16 protein-coding genes are annotated in these 23,359 nt (G+C 34.4%); 6 read left to right on the top strand and 10 right to left on the bottom strand.

Translation table 11 applies throughout. The features are described from left to right. Positions 1–31: 31 nt before the first annotated feature. Positions 32–1,402 (bottom strand): hypothetical protein, encoded by a 1,371-nt coding sequence (locus BT156_RS02025; protein WP_170857259.1) that lies wholly within the window; start codon positions 1,400–1,402, stop codon positions 32–34. A 276-nt stretch (positions 1,403–1,678) separates the two neighbouring features. Beyond that, positions 1,679–2,236, bottom strand: coding sequence for a DNA-3-methyladenine glycosylase I (locus tag BT156_RS02030; protein ID WP_072406979.1), 558 nt, complete (start codon positions 2,234–2,236; stop codon positions 1,679–1,681). A 136-nt stretch (positions 2,237–2,372) separates the two neighbouring features. Here BT156_RS02030 and BT156_RS02035 point away from each other — a divergent pair, with 136 nt between their 5' ends. After that, on the top strand, positions 2,373–2,672 hold the full coding sequence (locus BT156_RS02035; protein ID WP_072406701.1) for a hypothetical protein: 300 nt from the start codon (positions 2,373–2,375) through the stop codon (positions 2,670–2,672). A 122-nt stretch (positions 2,673–2,794) separates the two neighbouring features. Continuing rightward, a complete protein-coding gene (locus tag BT156_RS02040) occupies positions 2,795–3,604 on the top strand; it encodes an enoyl-ACP reductase FabI (protein WP_066758806.1) in 810 nt (269 codons plus the stop codon). Positions 3,605–3,873: 269 nt separating this feature from the next. Here BT156_RS02040 and BT156_RS02045 read toward each other — a convergent pair whose 3' ends face one another. From BT156_RS02045 to BT156_RS02070, 6 genes are all read right to left on the bottom strand, one after another. Beyond that, the gene (locus BT156_RS02045; RefSeq protein ID WP_072406703.1) at positions 3,874–5,313 is read right to left on the bottom strand and encodes a glycoside hydrolase family 30 protein; all 1,440 of its coding nucleotides are present in this window, start codon (positions 5,311–5,313) and stop codon (positions 3,874–3,876) included. A gap of 42 nt (positions 5,314–5,355) precedes the next feature. After that, on the bottom strand, positions 5,356–6,159 hold the full coding sequence (locus BT156_RS02050) for a glycoside hydrolase family 16 protein (protein ID WP_072406705.1): 804 nt from the start codon (positions 6,157–6,159) through the stop codon (positions 5,356–5,358). A 196-nt stretch (positions 6,160–6,355) separates the two neighbouring features. Beyond that, positions 6,356–8,578 carry a beta-glucosidase BglX gene (bglX, locus tag BT156_RS02055; RefSeq protein WP_072406707.1) on the bottom strand — a complete coding sequence of 741 codons (2,223 nt, stop codon included), beginning with the start codon at positions 8,576–8,578 and terminating at the stop codon, positions 6,356–6,358. A gap of 12 nt (positions 8,579–8,590) precedes the next feature. Continuing rightward, positions 8,591–10,024: a glycoside hydrolase family 30 protein gene (locus tag BT156_RS02060; RefSeq protein WP_072406709.1), complete on the bottom strand. Its 1,434-nt coding sequence runs from the start codon at positions 10,022–10,024 to the stop codon at positions 8,591–8,593. Positions 10,025–10,027: 3 nt separating this feature from the next. Next, positions 10,028–11,554, bottom strand: a complete 1,527-nt coding sequence (locus BT156_RS02065; protein ID WP_072406981.1) for a RagB/SusD family nutrient uptake outer membrane protein — start codon at positions 11,552–11,554, stop codon at positions 10,028–10,030. A gap of 10 nt (positions 11,555–11,564) precedes the next feature. Next, positions 11,565–14,483 (bottom strand): SusC/RagA family TonB-linked outer membrane protein, encoded by a 2,919-nt coding sequence (locus tag BT156_RS02070; RefSeq protein WP_072406711.1) that lies wholly within the window; start codon positions 14,481–14,483, stop codon positions 11,565–11,567. Between the two features lie 177 nt (positions 14,484–14,660). Between BT156_RS02070 and BT156_RS02075 the strand changes: the two genes are divergently transcribed. The 4 genes from BT156_RS02075 (at position 14,661) to BT156_RS02090 (ending at position 20,061) form a co-directional block, all read left to right on the top strand. Next, a complete protein-coding gene (locus BT156_RS02075; RefSeq protein WP_072406713.1) occupies positions 14,661–15,848 on the top strand; it encodes an MFS transporter in 1,188 nt (395 codons plus the stop codon). Positions 15,849–15,871: 23 nt separating this feature from the next. Further along, positions 15,872–16,666, top strand: coding sequence for an NUDIX hydrolase (locus tag BT156_RS02080; protein ID WP_072406715.1), 795 nt, complete (start codon positions 15,872–15,874; stop codon positions 16,664–16,666). Between the two features lie 112 nt (positions 16,667–16,778). After that, positions 16,779–17,957, top strand: a complete 1,179-nt coding sequence (locus BT156_RS02085) for an acyl-CoA dehydrogenase family protein (protein WP_072406717.1) — start codon at positions 16,779–16,781, stop codon at positions 17,955–17,957. A 160-nt stretch (positions 17,958–18,117) separates the two neighbouring features. Next, positions 18,118–20,061, top strand: a complete 1,944-nt coding sequence (locus BT156_RS02090; protein ID WP_072406719.1) for a T9SS type A sorting domain-containing protein — start codon at positions 18,118–18,120, stop codon at positions 20,059–20,061. Positions 20,062–20,131: 70 nt separating this feature from the next. Here BT156_RS02090 and BT156_RS02095 read toward each other — a convergent pair whose 3' ends face one another. Further along, entirely contained in the window at positions 20,132–22,825 is a 2,694-nt protein-coding gene (locus tag BT156_RS02095) for a PD-(D/E)XK nuclease family protein (protein WP_072406721.1), read from the bottom strand. Beyond that, positions 22,822–23,358, bottom strand: coding sequence for a DUF922 domain-containing protein (locus BT156_RS02100; protein ID WP_072406723.1), 537 nt, complete (start codon positions 23,356–23,358; stop codon positions 22,822–22,824). Before BT156_RS02100 ends, BT156_RS02095 begins: the two co-directional genes overlap by 4 nt. Position 23,359: the final 1 nt, after the last annotated feature.

The following is a 23,359-nucleotide window of genomic DNA, read 5'->3' on the forward strand; positions in this document are numbered from 1 at the left end:
AGCTTCTTCTTTTTAACCCTATTGAAAACTATTAAAATTCATTAATCGTTATATAAAAATGTCCCGAATAAAGACTTGCAGCGTTACCTGAAATATTATTTAAAGCTATTGTAATTGTTGAGGTTGAAGAAAGTCTTGGATTTAAAACTCCAAAATCCGAAACACCCGCAAAATCATTAGCAGGAGATACAACCACTGACGCTCTTGTTGAACCCGGTTGATAAGCCGCCGGAATTGTAATACTTAATGTTGTCGTTTTTCCCGAAGGTAAATTATTGATAGAAACACTAGGCCAAACCTCAAAAGTGATCTGATTTTTCTGTACACTACCCTTTTCACCCAGTTTATATTGTCCGTTTACATCAATTTTAGTTGCAGCGGTAGGAGAATTAGTACCAATGCCCACAGAAGCATTGCTGTCACCTAAAATTATAGCATTGGCTTGTGATGTAGTTGCTCCATACCCTATTGCTGTTGAGTTTTGCCCTGTTGCTGAGGTTCCAGAACCCAATGCTGTAGAATTTTGATTGTTCGTCTGAGAATTAATCCCTAAAGCCGTTTCACCATTGGACGCAGTTTTTGCATTATGCCCTAACGCAATCGACTGATATCCGCCCGCAACAGAATTTTTCCCGATTGCAGTCGCTTCATTCGTTGTTGTTTTGGCATTATGACCTATTGCTGTGGATTGATATCCACCAGCTGCAGAACCATATCCAATGGCGGTAGCTTCGTTCACCGTCACTTTGGCGCCATAGCCCAAAGCAGTCGATTGAAACCCTGAAATTTGTGTATTTGCCCCTACTGCAACAGATTCACCAGATGTTACAGAAGCGTTTGTTCCTATTGCAATTCCCTGATATGAACTGCTTGAATTTCCTAAAGCAATCCCGTTTTGAGCAGCACTTGCCGCAGCACCAAAACTTATGGAATTGTTTGTTCCTAATCTTCCCATTGTAGAAGAATTTACCTTAAATATCAAATCATCTAACGTAGATGTTCCTAAAGATAAGGGCGTATTGCCGGCACTGTAGTTACCTACGTTAGTTCCTGTAGTATTCCATCCGCTAAAACTGTTGGTTCCGTTGTTGCCATTATTGATACTGTTGCCTGACGCACTGGAAATTAAATTCCATTGGGTGTTGTTCCAAAAATAGAATCCGGCTGTCGTTAAACCGCCTGTTCCGTTATTCCAAACCAATAAACCTGTAGCCGGAGAAGCGATCGTAGTAGCGTCCGTTGACGAGTTTAAGGCTATACTTGGAATTAATAATCCTTTATTATTGGAATTGATTTCTAACATTGCTGAGTTTTTCGGAGAGGAAGTTCCAATTCCTACTTGTCCATATGCAAAACTATGAAAGACTAAAAATAGTCCAACACTAAAGATTAAATTTTTCACTTGAGTTATAGTCATTTAGTAATAGGTTATTATCTAAGCTACAAATATATGAAATTTTCAATAAAAACCATATTATTTTGAATATTTCGCAATAACTATACTAAGCAGTGATAAATACATCTGTTACTCACTATTTAATGATAAAACACTAATACTAAATACATACATAAAGCCTTTATTCATAGGTATATAAAAAAATCTGCTTAATAAAAAGCAGATTTAATATTATCAATTAATTAATTTAACACCACAAAATTGTGAATAATATAATTTTATTCACCGTTTAATGAAACAGCTTTCGAGATGATCATTGACCATTCCCGTAGCTTGCATATGTGCATAAACAACAGTTGAGCCCATAAATTTAAAGCCTCTTTTCTTTAAATCTTTTGATAAAGTATCTGAAATTTCAGTCGTTGCAGGAACATCTTTTAAAGTTTTCGGAGTATTCTGAATAGGCTTTCCATCTACAAAACCCCAGATATATTTTGAAAAACTTCCAAATTCTCTCTGAATCTCCTGAAATTTCTGCGCATTGGTAATTGTTGCCAAAACTTTAAGTCGGTTTCTTACAATTCCCGGATTCTGCATCAATTCTTCTACTTTTTCATCAGAATATGCTGCGATCTTTTTATAATCGAATTGATCAAAAGCCTCTTTAAAGGTTTCTCTTTTACTTAGGATGGTGTACCAGCTTAATCCGGCCTGAAAACTTTCAAGAATTAAAAATTCAAATATTGTTTCATCATCATAAACAGGTCTTCCCCACTCTTCATCGTGGTATTTTCTGTACAAATCGTCTTTTTCGCACCACCCACAGCGTATTTTTTCCATAATCATATATTTTAAGCTAAAGATAAAACCGATTTGGAAAAGTATAACAAAAAATTATGAAAATTTTAACAAAGACTCCAATTTTTAGGAATGGTTATTGATTATTTACTATCACACACAAAAAATATTTACTATTATGAATAATTCAGATTACAACAAAGCAGAAAATGCAGTAGACAACACAAAGAACTCTTTAGAGAATGCAGCTGAAAAAGCAAAATGGAAAGTGAATGAACTGGCAGATAAAGCCAAGGACTACATCAATGAAAAAAGAGCAAATGACGAGGAAGCAACTCAGGAAGACTGGCTTGATAAAGTAAAAAATAATGCCTCTGATGCTTGGGAAAGCGTTAAGGATCATGCGAATGATGCTTGGGAAAAAACCAAAGATGCCGCAGAAGATGTAAAGGCAGAATGGAACAAGAAAACCAACTAAAAATTTCAGTCATATAAATATTTTCAAGAAAAACGGAGCTTTTTTATAAAGGCTCCGTTTTTTTATTATGCTCTAAACACAAATTATTGCTACATTTGTATATTAATAAACATTAAAAAATTATGTCATACGGTTTACTTAAAGGCAAGAAGGGAATTATTTTTGGAGCCCTTAATGAACAATCTATCGCATGGAAAGTTGCTGAAAGATGTCATGAAGAAGGTGCTGAATTTATCTTATCAAACGCTCCTATTGCTTTGAGAATGGGAGAGCTTAATGGTTTAGCAGAAAAAACAGGCTCTGAAGTAATTGGTGCAGATGCAACTTCTACAGAAGATCTTGGAAAGCTTTTTGATGCTGCAATCGCGAAATTCGGTAAAATAGATTTTATCCTTCACTCTATAGGAATGTCCGTAAATGTAAGAAAAGGGAAACATTATACAGAAATGAATTACGACTGGACAGAAAAAGGTTGGGATATCTCAGCAGTTTCTTTCCACAAAGTAATGCGTACGGCATGGGAAAAAGACTGTATGAACGAATGGGGAAGTATTTTGGCACTTTCTTATATCGCAGCTCAGAGAACATTCCCGGACTATAACGATATGTCTGACAACAAAGCGTATCTGGAAAGTATCGCAAGAACTTTCGGATACTATTGGGGTGAAAGAAAAGTACGTGTAAATACGGTTTCTCAGTCTCCTACTGTTACAACTGCAGGAAGCGGAGTAAAAGGTTTCGGAGGTTTCTTAGGATATGCCGAAGATATGTCTCCACTAGGAAATGCATCAGCTCTTGAGTGTGCAGATTACTGTGTAACTTTATTCTCTGATCTTACTAAAAAAGTAACAATGCAGAACTTATTCCACGATGGTGGTTTCAGCAATACAGGAGTTTCTCAGAAGGTTATTCAGAAATATGATCTTGAATAAATTGTAATTAATACAAATTATTAAATAATATTAAAAGCCAAAGTAGACTATTTTACTTTGGCTTTTTTATGTTCAAATGACAAAGTATTTTTTTTTTTTTTATCAGTCAATACAAAATAAACACAACTGTTTTCCAATTAAAAAATAGCACGTAGAAAATTATTTCTTCTAAACAAGAAAATATGAATGAAGAATAATTCATCAACCTAAAAACAGTATCGGCGGCACCAAAGGTGCCGCCGATACTTAATAAAAATGTTAATATGATGTTATAAAATTACGGTCTGTATAGAGTGCGCAGGAGCAGATAACTTGGCAGACATACCTTCGATCCAAAGATTGGTATCAATATCACTGTCGGAATCATTCATGATAACTGTAACTAACTGCCCATTTTCATTCATGAAAGTTGTTGAGGTTAAAGCTGCTCTGTTGGATGAACTTCCGATTCTTTGAGCATTTGGCTTAATGAATTTCGAAACATGCCCCACATAATAATACTCATAAGTATAATGAACTTCACCTGTTTTTGTATCCGCGATGATTGGGGCAAAACAGAAGTTCCCAACATGGTTTGGCCCTCCTGTTTCGTCAAGAAGAACGTTCCAGTCCGTCCATAAGGCAGTTCCTTTATTGAAATCATTAATCATATTTTTTCCGTACAATTCGCCTAAACTTACGTCATAGATTTTAGACATATCAAATTGTTCTTTACAGCCTTCGGTAAATGCCAGAAATTTATCCGGAAAAGCTCTTTGAGTTTCAATTAAATTATCAAAAAGCTGTGTTTTATTATTCCATGTTTCATACCAGTGGTAGCCGATTCCTGCGGCATATTTTGAAGTTTCAGGATCACTTAATGTTGTTGTTGCTCTTTGATAAATCAAATCACGGTTATGATCCCAGATCATTACTTTTTTATCTTTAAATCCATTTTTCCAAAGTGTTGGACCTAAATTATTTTTCAGGAACTCCCCTTCTTCCTCAGCAGTATAAATACAAGATTCCCAACTTTGTGTTGCCATCGGCTCGTTTTGAACGGTCAGCCCCCAAACATTGATCCCTTTTTTTTCGTATTCTTTTATGAATTTCACGTAATAATCTGCCCAAGTTTGATAGAAAGCATTTTCCAGTCTGCCTCCTTTCAACATACTTTTGTTAGATTTCATCCAAGCCGGTGGACTCCAGGGAGAAAAATAGAACGTAAAATCTTTTCCAATTGCTTTTTGAGCTTCTTTAATCATCGGAATTTTATACTTTTCATCATGCGCAACGTTGAATGATTTTAAAGAATTATCATTCTCAGTCACATAGGTATAAGAATCGCTTGAGAAGTCACACGAGTTCATATTGGTACGAACAACCGTGTATCCCAACCCGTTTTTACCATAATAAGCCTCAAGAATCTCTTTCTGCTTATTTTTTGGAAGTTTATAAAAAGTTTCAGCAGATGCGTCAGTAATAGCACCTCCGATTCCGATTAATTTCTGATATTTAAAATCAGGATCTACAAAAACGCAGGCATCTGTTTCTTTTGGCTGATCCATCTTTTCAAATTTCACCATTCCCTTATCAACCATTTTTTCGTTGGTTTTAGAATTGGTAAAAATTACTTTTGCTGTTTTTCCTGTATTCTTTTTCCAGTAATTCTGAGCATTTGCATTAAAAAAAGCTCCTACTACAAAACAACTTACTACTAATTTCTTCATAATCTCTTTCTATTTTATGGAGAGAAAATCACTCTCACTTCATTATTTATTTTGATAAACCCTTACATAATCGATGTAATATTTCTGAGGAAAAATAGAATCATCAATTCCTTCTTTTCCACCCCAAAATCCACCGACAGCCAAATTTAAAATGATATAGTATGGCTGATCAAAAGGCCACGCTTCATAGGTTTTTTCTTTATTTTCATAGGTGAAAAACTTTTGATCATCAATATAAACATCAATTTTTTCAGGCGTCCAATCTGCCTTATAGACATGAAATTTTTCGCTTGCATCTTTCACGATCAACGTATCGGTTTTCTGTGTTCCGATAATATGATTGTACTTTTTCGTATGAACCGACGCATGAATATACCCTTGATTAAAACCTACATGTTCCATAATATCAAGCTCGCCGTCATCCGGCCATTCCTTCATATTTTCGCTCATCATCCAGATGGCAGGCCAGGTTCCGCGACCTTTTGGAAGCTTTGCACGAACTTCAACCGTTCCATATTGAAAAGAAAATTTCCCTTTCGTTAAAAGCCTTGCGGATGTATATTTATTCTTTTCCCAATTTTCTTTTTTGGCTTCAATGACTAAATTTCCGTTTTCAACTCTTGCATTTTCTAAACGGTTTTTGGTATAAAACTGAGCTTCATTATTTCCGTAACCGTCACCTCCGACTTCATAATTCCATTTTGTGGCATCGGGTAATCCTTTTCCGCTAAATTCATCATTCCAGATTAATTTTCTGCTGGAATCGGGTTTATTTGAAGCACAACCTTCAACACAGAAAGCCAAAGCTCCTCCCACTAAAATGGTGATGATATTCTGAAGTTTCATGCTCTTGATTTTAAGATTAAAGTTTGATTTTGTCATTCTGAGGAACGAAGAATCTTTATTATATTTTAGAAATAGATTCTTCACTTCACTCCGCTCCGTTCAGAATGACAAATGCCACGTTTAAATTCATTAAAACTTAATGTCTTTTACCACCAAAAGCGGGTTTTATCCCGCTCTCAGTTTTGTAAACTAATATTTATTTTAACCAATTGATTCTTTTTGTCTGAACATCTTTAGAATTAGTTCCAACCATAATGTCGAATTCTCCGGCTTCCCAATCATAATTCAATTCATCATCATAGAATTTTAAATTTTCCGGAGTCAGTGTAAAGTTTACCGTTTTACTTTCTCCTTTTTTAATGAATACTTTTTGGAAACCTTTTAATTCCTTAACAGGTCTTACCACTTTTCCGAATAAATCTCTAATGTATAACTGCACCACTTCTTCCCCATCATAATTTCCGGTGTTGGAAACGTTTACACTGATATTCAACGTCTGATTTCCTTTAAGGCTTGTTGAACTTAAATTCATATCAGCATATTTAAACTGAGTATAACTTAAACCATAACCAAACGGAAACTTCGGGTCATTATCCAAATCGATGTAAGCCGAAACGTAGTTTCTGTCTGTGTTATTTTTCGCAGGTCTTCCTGTGTTGTAATGATTGTAATACACCGGGATTTGCCCTTCTGTTCTCGGGAAAGTCATCGGCAATTTTCCACCCGGATTTACGGTTCCGAAAAGGACGTCTGCAATAGAATTTCCGGCTTCCGTTCCCAGCCACCAAGTGTAAACAATGGTTGGAATATTGTCTGCAGCCCAATCAAAAACCAACGGTCTTCCTGCGTTGATCATCAACACAATCGGTTTTCCTGTTTTTGCAATTTCCTTCAATAAATCTTCCTGAACTCCCGTGAAATGCAGGTTACTTCTACTTTTCGCTTCACCGCTCATTGCTGAACCTTCGCCTAAAGTCATAATCACAACATCTGCCTTTTTTGCAGTTTCCACCGCTTCAGCAAACATCGATTTGTCCTGATCATCAACATTGGCGCCTTTTGCGTATAATAAAGTTGAGTTTTTGTCTAATTGATTTTTAATTCCGTCAAACTGGGTGATGATTCTTTGATTATCATCTTTAAAAGCAATTGACCAAAAACCGTGATTTGCAGAAGTTTCTTTTCCGAACGGTCCGATCAATGCAATCGTTTTCGTAGTTTTTGAAAGCGGAAGAATATTCTTTTGATTTTTCAGTAAAACAATACTTTTTGAACCAAACTCTCTTCCGAACTTTCTGTTTTCCTGATTGTTTAGTTGCTCTTTCTGTCTTTTTTCGTTGCTAAACCTGTAAGGATCATCAAATAAACCCATCTCGAATTTTTTAACCAAAATTCTTCTTGCAGCATCATCGATCAACTTTGGATCAACCTTACCTTCCTGAACTAATTTTGGAAGTTCAGCCATATAAGCACGGCTTTCCATATCCATATCGCTTCCGGCAATGATTGCTTTTTCTGCAGCTTCTTTATTGTCTTTTGCATAACCGTGAGGAACCATCTCCCCGATACTTCCCCAATCTGAAACCACAAAACCTTGATAGTTCCATTTGCCTTTTAGCAGATCTCTTAAAATATATTTGTTAGCCGTCGCCGGAATTCCGTTGATGTCATTAAAAGAGTTCATGAAAGTCGCAACTCCCGCTTCTGCCGCTGCTTTGAAAGGCGGTAAATAAGTTTCGTTTAACTGTCTCAAACTCATGTCGACAGAATTATAATCTCTTCCGCCAACTGCTGCTCCATACACTGCGAAATGCTTTGCACAAGCCATAATAGCATCAATATTTCCCAGGCCTTTCCCCTGAAAACCTTTAATTCTTGCCAAACCAATTTGAGTTCCCAGATAAGTATCTTCACCAGAACCTTCCATTACTCTTCCCCATCTCGGATCTCTCGCAACGTCGACCATTGGGGCAAACGTCCAGTGAATTCCATAAGCCGAAGCCTCTGTTGCAGCGATTCTTTCAGATTTTTCAATTAAGCCTAAATCCCAGCTTGCAGCCTGACCTAAGTTCACTGGAAAAGTTGTTCTGTAGCCATGAATAACATCCTGACCGAACAACAAAGGAATTTTTAACCTTGATTTTAAAGCTAATTCCTGAAATTTTCTGGTTTCTTCTGCTCCTGCTACATTCAGCATGGAACCTACTTTACCTTTTTTTATTTCATCTAAAACACTTGCAGAATTAGAGTTTTGAGGGCCTGTTGCATACTCGAAACCGCTGTACTGAACTAATTGACCTACTTTTTCTTCCAAAGTCATTTTAGATAAGATCTCTGAAACTCTCTGGTCAATAGATTTCTGTGCAGAGACACTCACTCCGAGTGCTACGAATAATAATAAAAGGTATTTCTTCTTCATGTTGTTCTTTTTTTAAAAAATGTATGTTGCAACCGAATTCCCCGAAAGGTTAACTGTTGCCGTTTTTCCGTTATATTTTATATTAAATGTTTCTACATTTTTTGCTCCGTTTTGCACAACCAGAATTCTCTTTCCCGCAGGCGTAATAAAAGCCGCAGTAGAAAGATTGTCGGTTTGAGTAGAAGCTATTCTTCTTGAATCAGCAGGAATAAATTTTGAAGCATGAGCAATGATATAATATGCAACGTTTCTAGTAAAGTTTTCACTGTCAGAAACGGTAATTGCACCTTTGCATTCTGTACAACCTCCGTCTGTGTGAGGTTTGTATTGAGGATCATTGGCTATGTTCCATTCAAGAGCAATTTTGCTCCAGTTTCTCATAGAACCGATGATCACGTTTTTGGTATGCCAATTTAAATCTTCATTAAAAGTTCCCTTCGCGCCTGTCCATTGCTCGGTAAAATACAAATTTTTATTCGGAAAAGCGGCATGAACAGCCCCTAAAGCTGAAATTTCACCTTCATATAAGTGAAAAGCAGAGCCGTCGATATATTGAGATGCCTCAGAATCGCTTAAAATATTGGTAACATATTCCGGTTTGTTGCAATTGTGATCGTAAACCACAATTTTAGTTTTAATAGTATTGGATTTAAAAACCGGACCTAAACTTTTTTTAATAAAATCTTTCTGCTGATCAGAAGGCATATACAAACTCGGATTATTACCCGGATGTAATGGCTCGTTTTGAGGAGTTATTGCATCAATTGTAATTCCTTCTTTTTGCATTTCCTGAATATATTTTACGAAATATTTTGCATAAACATCATAATATTCAGGTTTTAAGCTTCCTCCCTTTGATTTTCCGTTATCTTTCATCCAAACCGGAGCTGACCAAGGTGCAGCAATGATCTTGATTTTTGGATTGATCATTAAAATTTCTTTTAACATCGTAATCAAATCTTTATCTCTCGCCAAACTGAATTTTGAAAGAGAAGGATCTGTCTGCCCTTCCGGTAAATCGTCGTAAGAAAAAACTTCACTATCCAAATCGGATGCGCCAATACTTAATCTTAAATAACTTATGGAAATCGAATTTTTATCATTTCCGAAAAGTTCATTAAGCAAAGCTTTCCTTTTTGAAGGTGAAAGTCGATTGATCACTTCAACACTTCCACCCGTTAATGTATATCCGAAACCGTCAACATATTGAAACTTTTGAGAATCATCAATGTCAATATTTTGAATGTTGTTGGAGTTATTTACAAAACTGATCGAAGATTGTTGTTGTAATTTTATGCTTTCATCGCCTTTTGTAAGCCAGACCTGAACTTGATTTCCATTACTCGCCAGATTAGATCTGCAAGAAGTTAAAGGCAAAAGTACCACACCACCAAACAGCAGTGCAGTACTTTTTAAAAAGAAACTATATAAATTGTGAAACTTCATATTTTAATAGCCAGGATTTTGAACTAAAGCAGTGTTTGTAAGCTCGTTGAAAGGAATTGGTAAAATTTCATTTTTACCTGCCACGAATCCTCTTGCCCCTAATTTAGAAGGAGCATCTCCCCATCTTACCAAATCGAACCATCTGTGACCTTCACCAGCAAGTTCTCTTCTTCTTTCATCTTTAATGGCTTGCATAGAAACAGGAACTGACGCTAGACCTACTCTAGCTCTTACAGCATCCAAAAGAGCTTGTGCTCTTGCGCCAGCACCATTAAGAGCTTCTGCTTCCATTAAATAGGTATCTGCTAATCTGATTGCGATATAGTTTTGACGGAAGTTTAGTTCAACCGGACCAGGCAAGTTGGTTTTATCAGCTGTTCTAGGTAAAAATTTATTTAAGAAATATCCTGAATCTCTGTACGCTCCTGAGTATGTAATCTTACCTTCCTGAACCAACTTCTTAGCATTAAAAATAGTAGCATCTAAACGAGGATCATTCTGCATAAAATTATATAAATCTTCTGTTACAGGATTGAACGCCCATCCGGATACTAAATCTGGAGCATTATTATTTAGAACATTTGTAAGAGTATAAGATCTTAATCCTACCATGATACAAATTGAATTTCCTTCATCATTACCCTGTCCCCAAAATGGCCAATCTGAATTTCCTTTATTTGTATGCATTACTTCCAAAATAGATTCTGTCGTAAATTTATTATCTACTTTCCAAAGATCTGCATAATTAGCAATTAGATGATAACCATATTGGCTAGTCTGCCCCGGAGTTCCATTAACTTCAATAAATTGTGCTGCTGCAAGATCTTTTTTATTATGATAAAGATAAATTTTTCCTAAAATTGCCCTTGCAGCTCCTTGAGTAATTCTACCTTTGTTTTGATTATCAACAGTCATAGGAAGATTAGGAATTGACTCTAAAAGATCTGCTTCAATTTGAGCATATACTGCATTTGGATCAGATTGTGGAATATTATAGTAATCATCTGTTGCTGAAATAGTCTTTAAAATCAGAGGAATATTTTTAAACATTCTTAAAAGTTCAAAATAATAAAGCGCTCGTAAAGTTTTAGCTTCTGCAACAAATCTTTTTCTTGTATTGTCTGCCATTGTAGCATTTGGAATTCTTTCTACCAAAAGGTTTGCACGTGCAATTCCTTGATAAAAATTATTCCAATAGCTTTGAGGCATTATAATCGGATTTATACTATAATTTGAAAATCCTTGAATTCCTGCCCCATCCGTAGAGCTACCCCCACCTGCATAAAAATCATCGGAAGCAGCATTAACAAATGTTACTGTATTTTCAAAACCACCAGCATACTTTCTCAAAATATCATAAACTCCTACCAGTGCACTAAAAGACTGTTGTTCATTCTGAAAATAATTATCGGTATCAAAAGCTCCTTTATTTTGTACATCTTCTATATAATCTGTACCACAAGACGTAGTACTAAAACTAGCTCCTACTAATAGTGTAAGTAATAGACTTTTATATATTTTATTTTTCATTTTTAATTTTTTAGAATTGAATGTTAGCTCCAAATAGGAAAGTTCTTGCTTGTGGATAGTAAGCTCTGTCAATACCAAACTCATCGTTTGCTGCAATTTCAGGATCATATCCTGTATATTTAGTAAAGGTTACTAAGTTTTCTCCGGTTACATAAAATCTAATTTTACTAGCACCTATGCTTTTTGACACATCTTTTGGAAGAGTATATCCTAATTGAACCAATTTAATTCTAAAGAAATCACCATTCTGTAAGTAATAGTCTGACATTCTTGTAAGATTTTGGTTGTCATCTGCTCTGGTCATCCTAGGAGTTGTGATCGAAGTGCCCTCTCCTGTCCAACGGTCTAAAATTGATGTTTGATAGTTTGCATCCTGAACATCAAGTCTTCTTAATCCTTGGAAAATTTTATTTCCAGCCTGACCTTGTCCGAATACCATTAAATCAAAATTTTTGTAGCTCATGTTAACAGTAAGGCCAAAAGTATATTTTGGTAGGGAGTTTCCTAAATATACATAGTCATCTTCTGTAATTTTACCATCACCATTAACGTCCGTTCTTTTAAAATCTCCAGGCTTAGCTTTGGGTTGAATCAAAGTCCCGTCTGCATTTCTATATGAGTCAATTTCGGCTTGTGTCTGGAATATTCCTGCATTTTGATAACCAAAGAATGATGCATATGGATATCCTATTTGAAATCGGTTAACAGCACCCATTGATTGAAAACCTGCTCCATTCACAAATTTTAAGTCGTCTTCTAATCTTAAGATTTCATTTTTAAGATAAGCAAAATTTCCATTAGCCGAGAAACTGAAATCTCCCCAGCTTTTCTTATATCCTAGATCAACTTCGATACCTGTATTGTTCATATCTCCAATATTTCTATATGGATTGGTGGTAGCACCTACATAACCAGGTATAGCAACCTGTCTTAAAATATCAGTTGTTTTTTTCTCATAGTAATCTACACTTAATGTAAAATTATTGAATAATTTAAGATCTGCCGCAATGTTTAATTGCGCTGTTTCTTCCCAGTGTAGATCAGGATTTGCTAAAGTCCTGGCTGCATAGCCACTATATAAAACATTATCACTTGCACTACCATTACCTAAATTATAATTGCTACCAGATACGATTGTACTTTTATATAGAAAATCTTCAATAGCATCATTTCCTAAGATACCGTAGCCTCCTCTAAATTTAAGGCTGTTAACAATTTTATTTTCTGGCCAGAAATTTTCATTTGAAACATTCCAGCCTACAGATGCTGCAGGAAATGTACCCCATTGATGGTTTGGTCCAAATTTAGAAGATCCGTCTCTTCTTATTGTTCCGGTGAATAAATATTTGTTATCATAATCATAAATAACTCTACCAAAATATGATGCTTTATGAGTCTCGATTCCATCTGAAGCTACAACTGATCTGTTACTTGGATCTAAAAAGAAATTGAAAGACGCGTCCTGCCAATTGTTAACCGGTAAATCAGAGTGTGTAATAGTTTCTTTATAACCAATATTATATTCATATACTCCCTGTCCAAGCATTACATTAAGGTTATGTTTACCCCATTTGTTTTGATAAGTAAGAGTATTTTCCATACTCCACTCCAGTTTTTTATTAGTTTCTCTGCTTAAATTATTTTTGGAAGTATTACTGTACGTTGGGCTTAGATAAAATAACGTGGTAAAGCCTTCATTACCCCAATAAGACAACTTTCCATTGAGAGCTGATTTAAATGTAAAATGATTTACAGGTTTTATTTCAGCAAAAACATTAGCAACAATATCGTCAGCCCAGTTAGTTTTTCCTAATTGTGTATATTGAAAAGCTAAGGGATTTGCCATCTCCTGATTCACATATTTAGAAATACCATAAGGATTTCCATTGGGATCTCTTACAATGTATGGGTTGGTATAACCGTTAGGATCTACGGTTGACATATCAGTAACAACTACTGGAGTAATAGGATCCAAATTGATTGCAGAACTAAGAGGTCCTCCAAATTCATTGTTTGCATTAATACCTTGGTTTTTGATATGTGTATAAGATAAAGTTTGGCCTACAGTTAACCAATCTAAAACTTTATGATTTGAGTTTAGCCTGGCATTCATTCTCTTGTAATTAGAAATATCTCTCATTACAATACCTTCTTGTTCATAATATCCAAATGATGAAAAGAATGTTGATTTGTCACTTCCCCCACTAACACTGAATTCATGAGATTTTCTTTCCGCAGTATTGAAAACTACGTTCTGCCAATCAGTACCAACTCCATATTGTGATGCATTAGTATATCTAGGAGCCTGACCATCATTTACAAAACCTTCATTAATAATATTGGCATATTGAGTTGCATTCAAAAGATCTAATTTCTTAGATGCACTACCAACTCCATAAAAACCATTATAACTTAAATTTAGTCTTCCTTTTGCGCCTTTCTTAGTTGTAACTAAAATTACACCTTTTGCAGCAGACACTCCATAAATAGCAGCAGAGGCTCCATCTTTCAAGACTTCTATATTTTCAATATCAGATTGATTTAACCATCCAATATTATCTACAACGATTCCATCTACTACCCATAATGGATTATTACTTCCCGCTCCGAAACTGGTAACACCACGAACTCTCACTGAAGCAGCAGATCCCGGTTGCCCAGAATTGGAAATAACAGTGACTCCGGCAGCTCTACCTTGTAAAACCTGTTCCGGCCTTCCTGTAGGTATATCTTCAATGTCCGAAGCTTTTATACTTGATATTGCTCCCGTCACATTACTCTTCTTCTGAGTACCGTAACCGATCATTACCACTTCCTCGATTTTTTGCTCTTTAGGAATGGTGTCATTCGTTTTGTTTTGGGCATTGAAATTTGCAGTAAAATAAAGCACTGCAACCATTCCCAAACTTCTTGATATTCTTACATTCATATACAGTTAGTTTTTTAATTCTCAAATTGAGACAATAAAAATATATTTTTTTTTAAATAATTAACATTATATTAATAAATATTTTAATTTTCCTTTTATTTTTGGGGGTTTAAAGCCCTATATTTGGTGTCATAATTCATAAAAAATCATAAAAAGTTAATAAAATAAATCCCCAAAATGAGTATCAAGCTTCCTAATATTTCACTTCCATTAAAACTTACTTTTCTAATTTTCTCTATGGTTTTGAACTGCATGGGCATTGTAATTCTTCAGCTTTCTGAGGCAAATATCACCTATGAAAAGTTGGGGTTCCTGGAATCTTTTAAAGATCTTCCGATAGCGTTTATTTCTCTTTTCGCCGTTAATTTTATCAGCAAGATCGGAACTAAAAAATCCCTGATCTTAGCATTAACAATTGTTGGTATTTGCTCCACTATTTTGCCTTTTGTGGAAGTTTTTTGGTTTTATAAATTGTGGTTTGCTATAATCGGAACATGTTTTGCGATCGGAAAGATCTGTGTTTTTGGAATTATCAGAAATAATGTTTCGGACGAAAAATCTTTAGCCAAAACAATGAATAATGTGGAAGCATCTTTTATGATCGGGATTTTTGTTGTGAATACAGGTTTTGGATGGTTGATTTCCAGTCAGTTTTCTCAATATTGGAAATTTGGGTTTTTATCAATCTCGGTGCTTTCAGTAATAACTATATTTTTATTTTCAAAAATAAAAATTGCAGAACCTATAGAATCTGATAATCAGGGAATTATTTCAGAATTGTCAAAATTAATCAATCCTTTGATTATGCTGTTTTTAGGAGTGATCTTTTGCATCGTTTTTGTGGAACAGAGCTTCAACTCATGGCTGCCTTCTTTTTATAAGAACCATTTGAAAGTAAATTCTTTTTTTGCATTGCAGGCCTCTTCATTTCTGGCACTTTTTTCATACGTTGGAAGAACAATTACTGCAAATATTATTCAAAGATTCTCTTTATCAAAATATTATGTTTTATGTTTGTCGCTGATTATCTTGGTATTGATCATTATTTTAGGCTTACAATATTTTGATTCGGATAACTCAATGACACTTTTATTTTTATTTCCGGTTATCGGTTTTTTCTTATCTCCCCTCTATCCCGTTATCAATTCTAAGATGATTGCTAAGATCGATAAAGAAAAAGCTAATCTATTCACTTCGCTTATCGTTATATTTTCATCATTGGGAAGCTCGGTAAGCTCAATTATCATGTCTTTACTGTTTGGAAAACAAATGTTAAATTTTTATCCTTTATACATTTTACTTGCTGTAACTGTGCTTTTTACGATAAGTTTAATTTATTTTAGGGTTGCTGATAAAAAAATATAGAAAATAATTTTATTTTTACTGTCATGGAAATCAAGGATACAAAAAACAAAGAAACTCTACAGGAACTTATTGATACAAAAGACTTTGTAGCACATGTGTCCGTGGACTGTACCATATTTGGTTTTCACAATAATATTTTAAAAGTGCTTCTTTTGAAGTATCACGACCTTGATTTGTGGTCTCTTCCGGGTGGATTTGTTTTCAATGATGAAGATCTTCGTGAAGCAGCAGCCCGTGTTTTATTTGAAAGAACACATCTTAAAGATTTATTTTTAAAACAGTTTCATACATTCGGAAGAATTGACCGTACAGAGAATAATGTACATCAAATCTTGCTTAATAATAAAGGAATTGAAGTTCCAAAAGATCACTGGATCTTCCAGAGGTTTATTACGGTGGGCTATTGCAGTCTGATCGATTTTTCTATTGCGAATACTTTTCCTGATGCTTTCAATGAAACCTGTGAATGGTTCGAGGTCAGCAAATTACCTAAAATGGCTTTCGATCATGACAGAGTCATAGAAACCGGCTTGGAATATTTAAGAATGAATATCAATACCGAGGTAGCAGCAAGTAATCTTCTTCCCGAGAAATTTACGATGAAAGATCTCCAATCTTTGTATGAGACCATTTTGGGTGAGACATTCAGGAGAAATAATTTTCAGAGAAAAATTTTAAGTTTAAATATTCTTGAAAGATTAGAGAAGCTTTATGACGGTTCTGCCAATAAAGCTCCTTACCTGTACAAATTCAAAGAAAGAATTTACAATCCTACTAATCAGTATCCTATCTCTAATGATGAGGATCAAAAATTGTAATATCCGGGTTCAGAGAATCATTCAAAAAATTTGAGAATTTTATTAGAAACTATATTCAAAAAAAATTTCTCAGGAATAGCGAAAAGTCTTATTTTTAAAAAAATTAAATTACATGTCATATTATCCTCTTACAAGCATTCCCGACTATTACGGAATTGATGCTTTACTTACCGAAGAACATAAACTGATTCGTCAATCAATAAGAGACTGGGTTGAAAGTTTTGTAATGCCACAGATCGATCAGGCTGCACAAGATCACACAGACATCCCGGGTTTGATGAGAGAATTAGGGAAAATTGGAGCTTTAGGTCCATATATTCCGGTTGAGTATGGCGGTTCAGGCTTAGATCAGATTTCTTATGGTCTTATCATGCAGGAATTGGAAAGAGGAGATTCTGCGGTTCGTTCTGCAGCGTCTGTACAGAGTTCTTTGGTGATGTTTCCTATTAATGAATTCGGTTCTGAGGAACAAAAAAGAAAATATTTACCAAAATTAGCTTCCGGTGAAATGATCGGTTCTTTTGGATTAACGGAACCTAATCACGGTTCAGATCCTGGATCTATGGAAACTTATTTTAAAGATATGGGAGATCATTATCTTTTAAATGGAGCTAAAATGTGGATCACAAACTCCCCATTATGCGACATTGCTGTTATTTGGGCTAAAAATGAAGAAGGAAAAGTTCAGGGATTGATTGTTGAAAGAGGAATGGAAGGCTTTACAACACCTGAAACACACAACAAATGGAGCTTAAGAGCTTCAAAAACAGGAGAATTGGTATTTAATGATGTTAAAGTTCCGAAAGAAAACTTACTTCCGGGAGTTACAGGATTAAAAGGACCTCTATCATGTTTAAATTCAGCCAGATACGGTATTTCCTGGGGTGTAATTGGTGCTGCGATTGATTGCTATTGTACTGCAGTTCAGTACTCTAAAGAAAGAAAACAATTCGGAAAGCCAATTGGATCTTATCAGTTACAACAGAAAAAATTGGCTGAATTCTTAACTGAAATCACTAAGGCTCAATTGCTCTGTTTACAGTTAGGACATCTTAAAAACGATCATAAAGCAAGTCCGGCTCAGATCTCAATGGCAAAAAGAAATAACGTAAAAATGGCTATTGACATTGCAAGAGAATCCCGTCAGATCCTTGGCGGAATGGGTATCATGGGCGAGTTCCCAATGATGAGACACGCTGCCAACCTGGAATCTGTAATTACTTACGAAGGAACTCACGACGTTCATTTATTAATTACAGGAATGGATATTACAGGTATCAACGCTTTCTAAAAATTAAAAAATAGATAAATAAGAGTCTGGTCTGTAGATCAGACTCTTTTATTTTAGTCACATCGGAGGGAATTTGTATTCAGTGAATAATTATTGAGTCAATAATATTTTGAGTGATTTGTTAAAAATATTTAACTTAATCAAAACTTAAAATATCAATATGAGAAAAATAATTATTTCCTTATTAGGACTTACAGCTCCGTTTTATTTTGCACAGCAAGCAGGAGATGTTGTTAATTTTGAACCAAAATTAGATCTTACTCCACAGGGAGTCATTAATTTTATCTCTACTAATCTTGGTGAACAAAATCCTCCTGATTTCGTAAGCTATCTCAACGGTTTCAATGTTGGTTTAAAAGCCTATAAAATAACCTACTACACTAAAAACGAAAATAATACGCTGGTAAAAGCCACAGGATTGATTATGTATCCGAATGTGAATTACAAGCTTTCAACAGTTGTATCAGATCACGGAACCACAGACAACAGAAATAATGTTCCATCTAACTTAAAAGGAACATTGACTGCCGGTTTTGTGGTTGAATTATCTTATGCTTTAAACGGATACATACTGATGGCGCCGGATTATGTAGGAATGGGTTCCGGCGATGGTGTCCATCCATATGTCCACTATCCTACCGAAGCTTCTGCTACGATTGATTTTGTAACGGCAGCCAACAAAGTTTTAACACAATTAAATATAAAACGTTACAACGAATATTTCTTAACCGGCTATTCTCAGGGCGCTCACGCTGCGATGTCGACCTTAAAAAAATTAAATATCTCAAATCCTACCAACCTGAATTTCAAGTACGCTTACATGGGCGACGGGCCTTATGATTTTTCGGGAGTTACGCTTCAAAAAGGGGTTATTGAAAAAGAGATTTATCCTTTTACTTCCTTTCTTGCCAATGTTGTAAATACCTGTAATAATATTGGTTACAAAACCTATACAAATAATATCTCTGAAGTTATTTCACCGGAGTATCTTGCTAAATATAATGAAAATGTTATTCAGGAACATGGCGGATTATTATGGGGACCCTTAATTTGGCGAAAATTATTTACTCCAGCTTTTGTGAATGACGTAACCAATAATAACAACAATAAACTAAGACAATGCCTCAGAGCAAGCGACGTTTACGATTGGTATAACAAAACTCCGATGACATTAGGTCACGCGACTGTAGACTTGGCAATTCATCCTGAAAATACTTCAAAAACAATAGATGTACAAAGAGGTTATTATCCTTGGTGGGATTTGAATAAATACAAACTTGACTCATTTTATTGGGGGCCAGTTGGTCATGTTGGTGGAATTGTGCCTTTTGTTTTGGCATCTAATGCAAAGTTTAATACATTAAGAAGTGGCGGACTTTTCAATGAATGGGCGCTTTTAACCTCAAAAAACGCTGATAATCAGCCAAAAACAAGTTCATTACTTTCTTCTCAAATAAAACCAGATTTACAGGGTATGCAATTGGTTCAAGTTACAGATTTCAATAAAGAAAAATCTGAACGTAAAGCAATGGTTAATAACAATTTAAGCACCTTAAAAGATGGAGTTTATTTATTAAAAGTATCTGAAAATAATGAAAATAAATTAATTCCTTACGTTAAAAATACGCCAACAGAAGTTTCTGAAAATGAGATTGTAAAGTCAAACAACAATTATATTTTAAGCTTAAAGATCAATCCGGAAGAATTATCGACTGTTAATATTTTTGATGAGAATAAAAATTTAGTTAAAACAATCTCTCAGGAACAATATCTTAAAGTTGGCGGAATTGATTTACATGATATTGATAATCAGAATTATACTTTTGAAATTGTAACTCAATTTTATAATCTTCAATTCAAAAAACAAATTGGTGATTCTGCATTAAATGACAGTCCGGAAATCTTTACAAAAAACCGTCAGATTATTGTTAAAGCTAAAAATGAGTTGAAAAATATCAGTATTTACAATATTTCGGGAGCTTTAATTCAAAACCAGGAAATCAATCAACTGCAATTTGAATCAAGAAGCTTAGAATCAGGAGTTTATGTAGTACAAATCACTCAAAACAATGGAAAAATAATTAATAAAAAAGTAAAACTATAACACTTAACATTCTCAATAACAATTTTTTATAATTAAATGAATGCACTTCAGAAATGGAGTGCATTTTTATTTAATAGGATTTAATATCTTCAATAAAGGTAAGGTTTGGATCTAAGATTTCCAGAATTAAACTTTTGATAGACTTCATTGCATCATCAATATTTCCTTTTTCAAATTGTAATGAAACAACGCCCTTTCTCGCTTCAGCAAAGCTCCAGATTCCGGTTTCTATTGGCAATCCCCAGAACTCGGGCAGATTTTGTACAACATACTGGTAAATACAAAGCTGTAAAGCCTGCTTTCTATCGCTGTTAAGGAAATACTCATCAACATTATTTTCATCGATTTTTACGGTAAGATTCTTAATTTTCGCTGTTTTATAGTCAATGATTCTTAATGTCCCGTTTAGACGATCAATTCTGTCAATAAATCCAAAGAAAGAAATGCGATCCTTATTGTTTTCATCCAAATAAAAATCTACATTTTCAAACCTTTTTTCGATGTCAAGAATTTCTAATTTATTTCCGTTTTTTACTAATTCTAAATCAACATTTAAGACACTTTCAATCACCTTTTTAGCGATTGCTTTGTGAATGAAATTCATTCCCTTTTCGTAGAATTCAGGTTGATGCTTAAGCTTTTCAATAGCAACATCAATATATTTATCAACCGCTTTAATTGATTCTTTTAAATCATTTTCTTTTAGTACTTTACCTTTTAATACTTCATACACTTCTTGAAGTGAGTAATGAACTAAATTTCCGTAATTTTTTACAGATAATTCCTCTTCAATTTCATCTGTTTCTGAAGTCTTCAAAATCTTCGATAAATAGAAATCAATAGGATTATAAAGATAGCTTGTAAGATGAGAAGCCGATACTTTTTCCTTCCACTTTTCAAGACGCTCTAACACAATATCCGTCTTAGTAATTTCGATGGGCTGAGTGGTAATTGGCTCGGAAGAATTCTCAATAATCAAGTGTTCAATATGATGAGAACTTTCCATTTCTATCTGGGTGATAAATCTACTTTTTTCTCCTGTATTTACGCCTGAACTTAATGCATTAAATAGCAAATGGACATTCTTGGAATCCTGTATCAGCCGGTAAAAATGGTAAGCATAAATACTGTCATTCTCCAAAAAAGTATGAAGATCAAAAAATCGTCTGATATCAAAAGGAATATAGGTGTTTTGCGAATTTCCCAGAGGCAATTTTCCTTCGTTCACAGAAAGCATAATAACGTTTTCAAAATTCAAAAGACGGGTTTCCAAAAGTCCCATAATTTGCAATCCACGTAAAGGTTCACCTTGAAAATCAATACTTTCTGTATTCACGTGCTGATTAATCAAGATTTCCAATGTTTCCATTTTAATTTGGAAATCATACGGAGCAACCTGATTTTTTATAATTCTGAATGCATTTTCAAAATGAGAAACGTTTTCGTATTGAATATCATCTATTTCCAGCCATTTGATTTGCTTACAAAAGTCGATCAGCATATCAAGATAGACATTTGTAGAACCTGCTTTTTGAAGCAAATTAAAGTAAGACAGTTCGCTTAAAAGCTCATTCAATAGCTTTTTTGAAATATAAACGATATTCCTCTCCTCTATTTTAGACTTAAACTGAATGATAATCTGTTCATCTTCAGTAGATTTCGGAAGCTCTTCAAGGATAGGGAAAATATCCCGGTAGTAATAAGAAGATTTGTTCTTTTCCAATTGTTTCTGCAAATAAAACAGTTGTTTTATGGCATTAGAAAAAGATAAATTCTTCAAAGGAAAACCCATGGTAATATTCAGGTTTTCAACGGCGTACATCACATCTAAACTTGCAGGAAGCAAGTTTTCATCCAATAAAACAACTGCCGTATTTGAGTAGGTTTTATTCTCAATTTCTTTAAAAATTTCAGGAAGAATTTTTGTCTGCGTCACGTTTCCTGAAACTTCATAGACTTTTATATTTTTTGGTTCGTTAAAATCATCTTCAATCCAATGAAAAACTCTGCTGTCATTGAATTCTTTCCATGTTTTATGGTTTCTTAAAAATTTTCCGGCCTCCTGTCTCTCATCATCAAAATAATAATGATCGGCCTGAAAAAAACATTGTGCTTTATCCCACTGCAAAAGACTTCTCACCAGTTTTTCTTCAACCGGAGTAAAAGCATTGAATCCGCAAAAAACAAATTTGCCGGGTGTATTTTTAGCAAAATCAACGATCTTAGATTTTGCGGCTTCATGAATCATTCCCGATGTTGCCCAGTTTTTTTCCTTTAATTTTTGTTTTAAAACAGGAAGAAAAACATTCATGTTTCTCCAAAAATTAAGGAATTTTTTTCTTGGAACATCATCATCTTCTCCCAAATCCTGAGCCCATTCTTTGATCCTTTCCTCATCAAACATGTATTGCAAAACTGCCTGATCACTTTCAGAAAATTTTAAAATATCATCCCAATCCTTTAGCAATGTGGGGAACCATTTCAAAAAATCAGCAAAATCATCGTTTGGAATAAGATTTAGACTTTTATAAACATCAAATGCAAAAAGCCAGACAGAAATTCCCTGAATTGGCTGTTTATCGGCAATTTGATCTATTAATTCTTCAATTGTAAAAAAATTGGGAAGAAATCCCGAGTAATTATTTTCCTCTAAAATCTGTCTGATAAAAACAATCGGACGTTTTCCCGGCAGAACAATGTTAAACGCAGAAAGATCTGTATTTTGAGCTAATAATTCGTGGATGATTTTGTTGAGGAATTTCAAGAGGCTTTATAAATTTTTAAATTTTCTAATTCTGCAGAGATTTTAAGGTCGTATTCAGCCTGTTTTGCTTCATCAACTCCATGGTTTGTATCTTTATCATACAAAACCTGAAAGCTTCTGTAATCATTTAAAAGCCTTTTGTAGATAGCTTGAAAATTTTTATTAAAATCACCTGAAGTCTTTATTTTTTCTTGAACCTCTTTCCGAAGTTTTCGGGCAAATACTTCCGCAATCTCAAAATGTTTCTGCTCATGTCCTAAAACATAATCATTGATCTTTTTAACATCTTTCCACGATTTGTCTTCGTTAAAAATGGTTTCAATCTTAATTTTTACAGGAGATTTTGGATTTGAGGATTTAACGACAGAATATACCCAACCACAGTTTGTATAGGCTACAACGTTGGTTCCGCGCTGGTTATTTATATTACTTTTAAAATTGCTCCAATTCAGCTTCAATCCTTCCTGCCAAACTATTTTTTGAGCAAATAAGATATTGGTTATCAACAAACAAACTAAAAAAATCCATTTCATT

The organism is Chryseobacterium limigenitum (assembly GCF_900114875.1).
In the GTDB taxonomy this organism is placed as follows: Bacteria; Bacteroidota; Bacteroidia; order Flavobacteriales; family Weeksellaceae; genus Chryseobacterium; species Chryseobacterium limigenitum.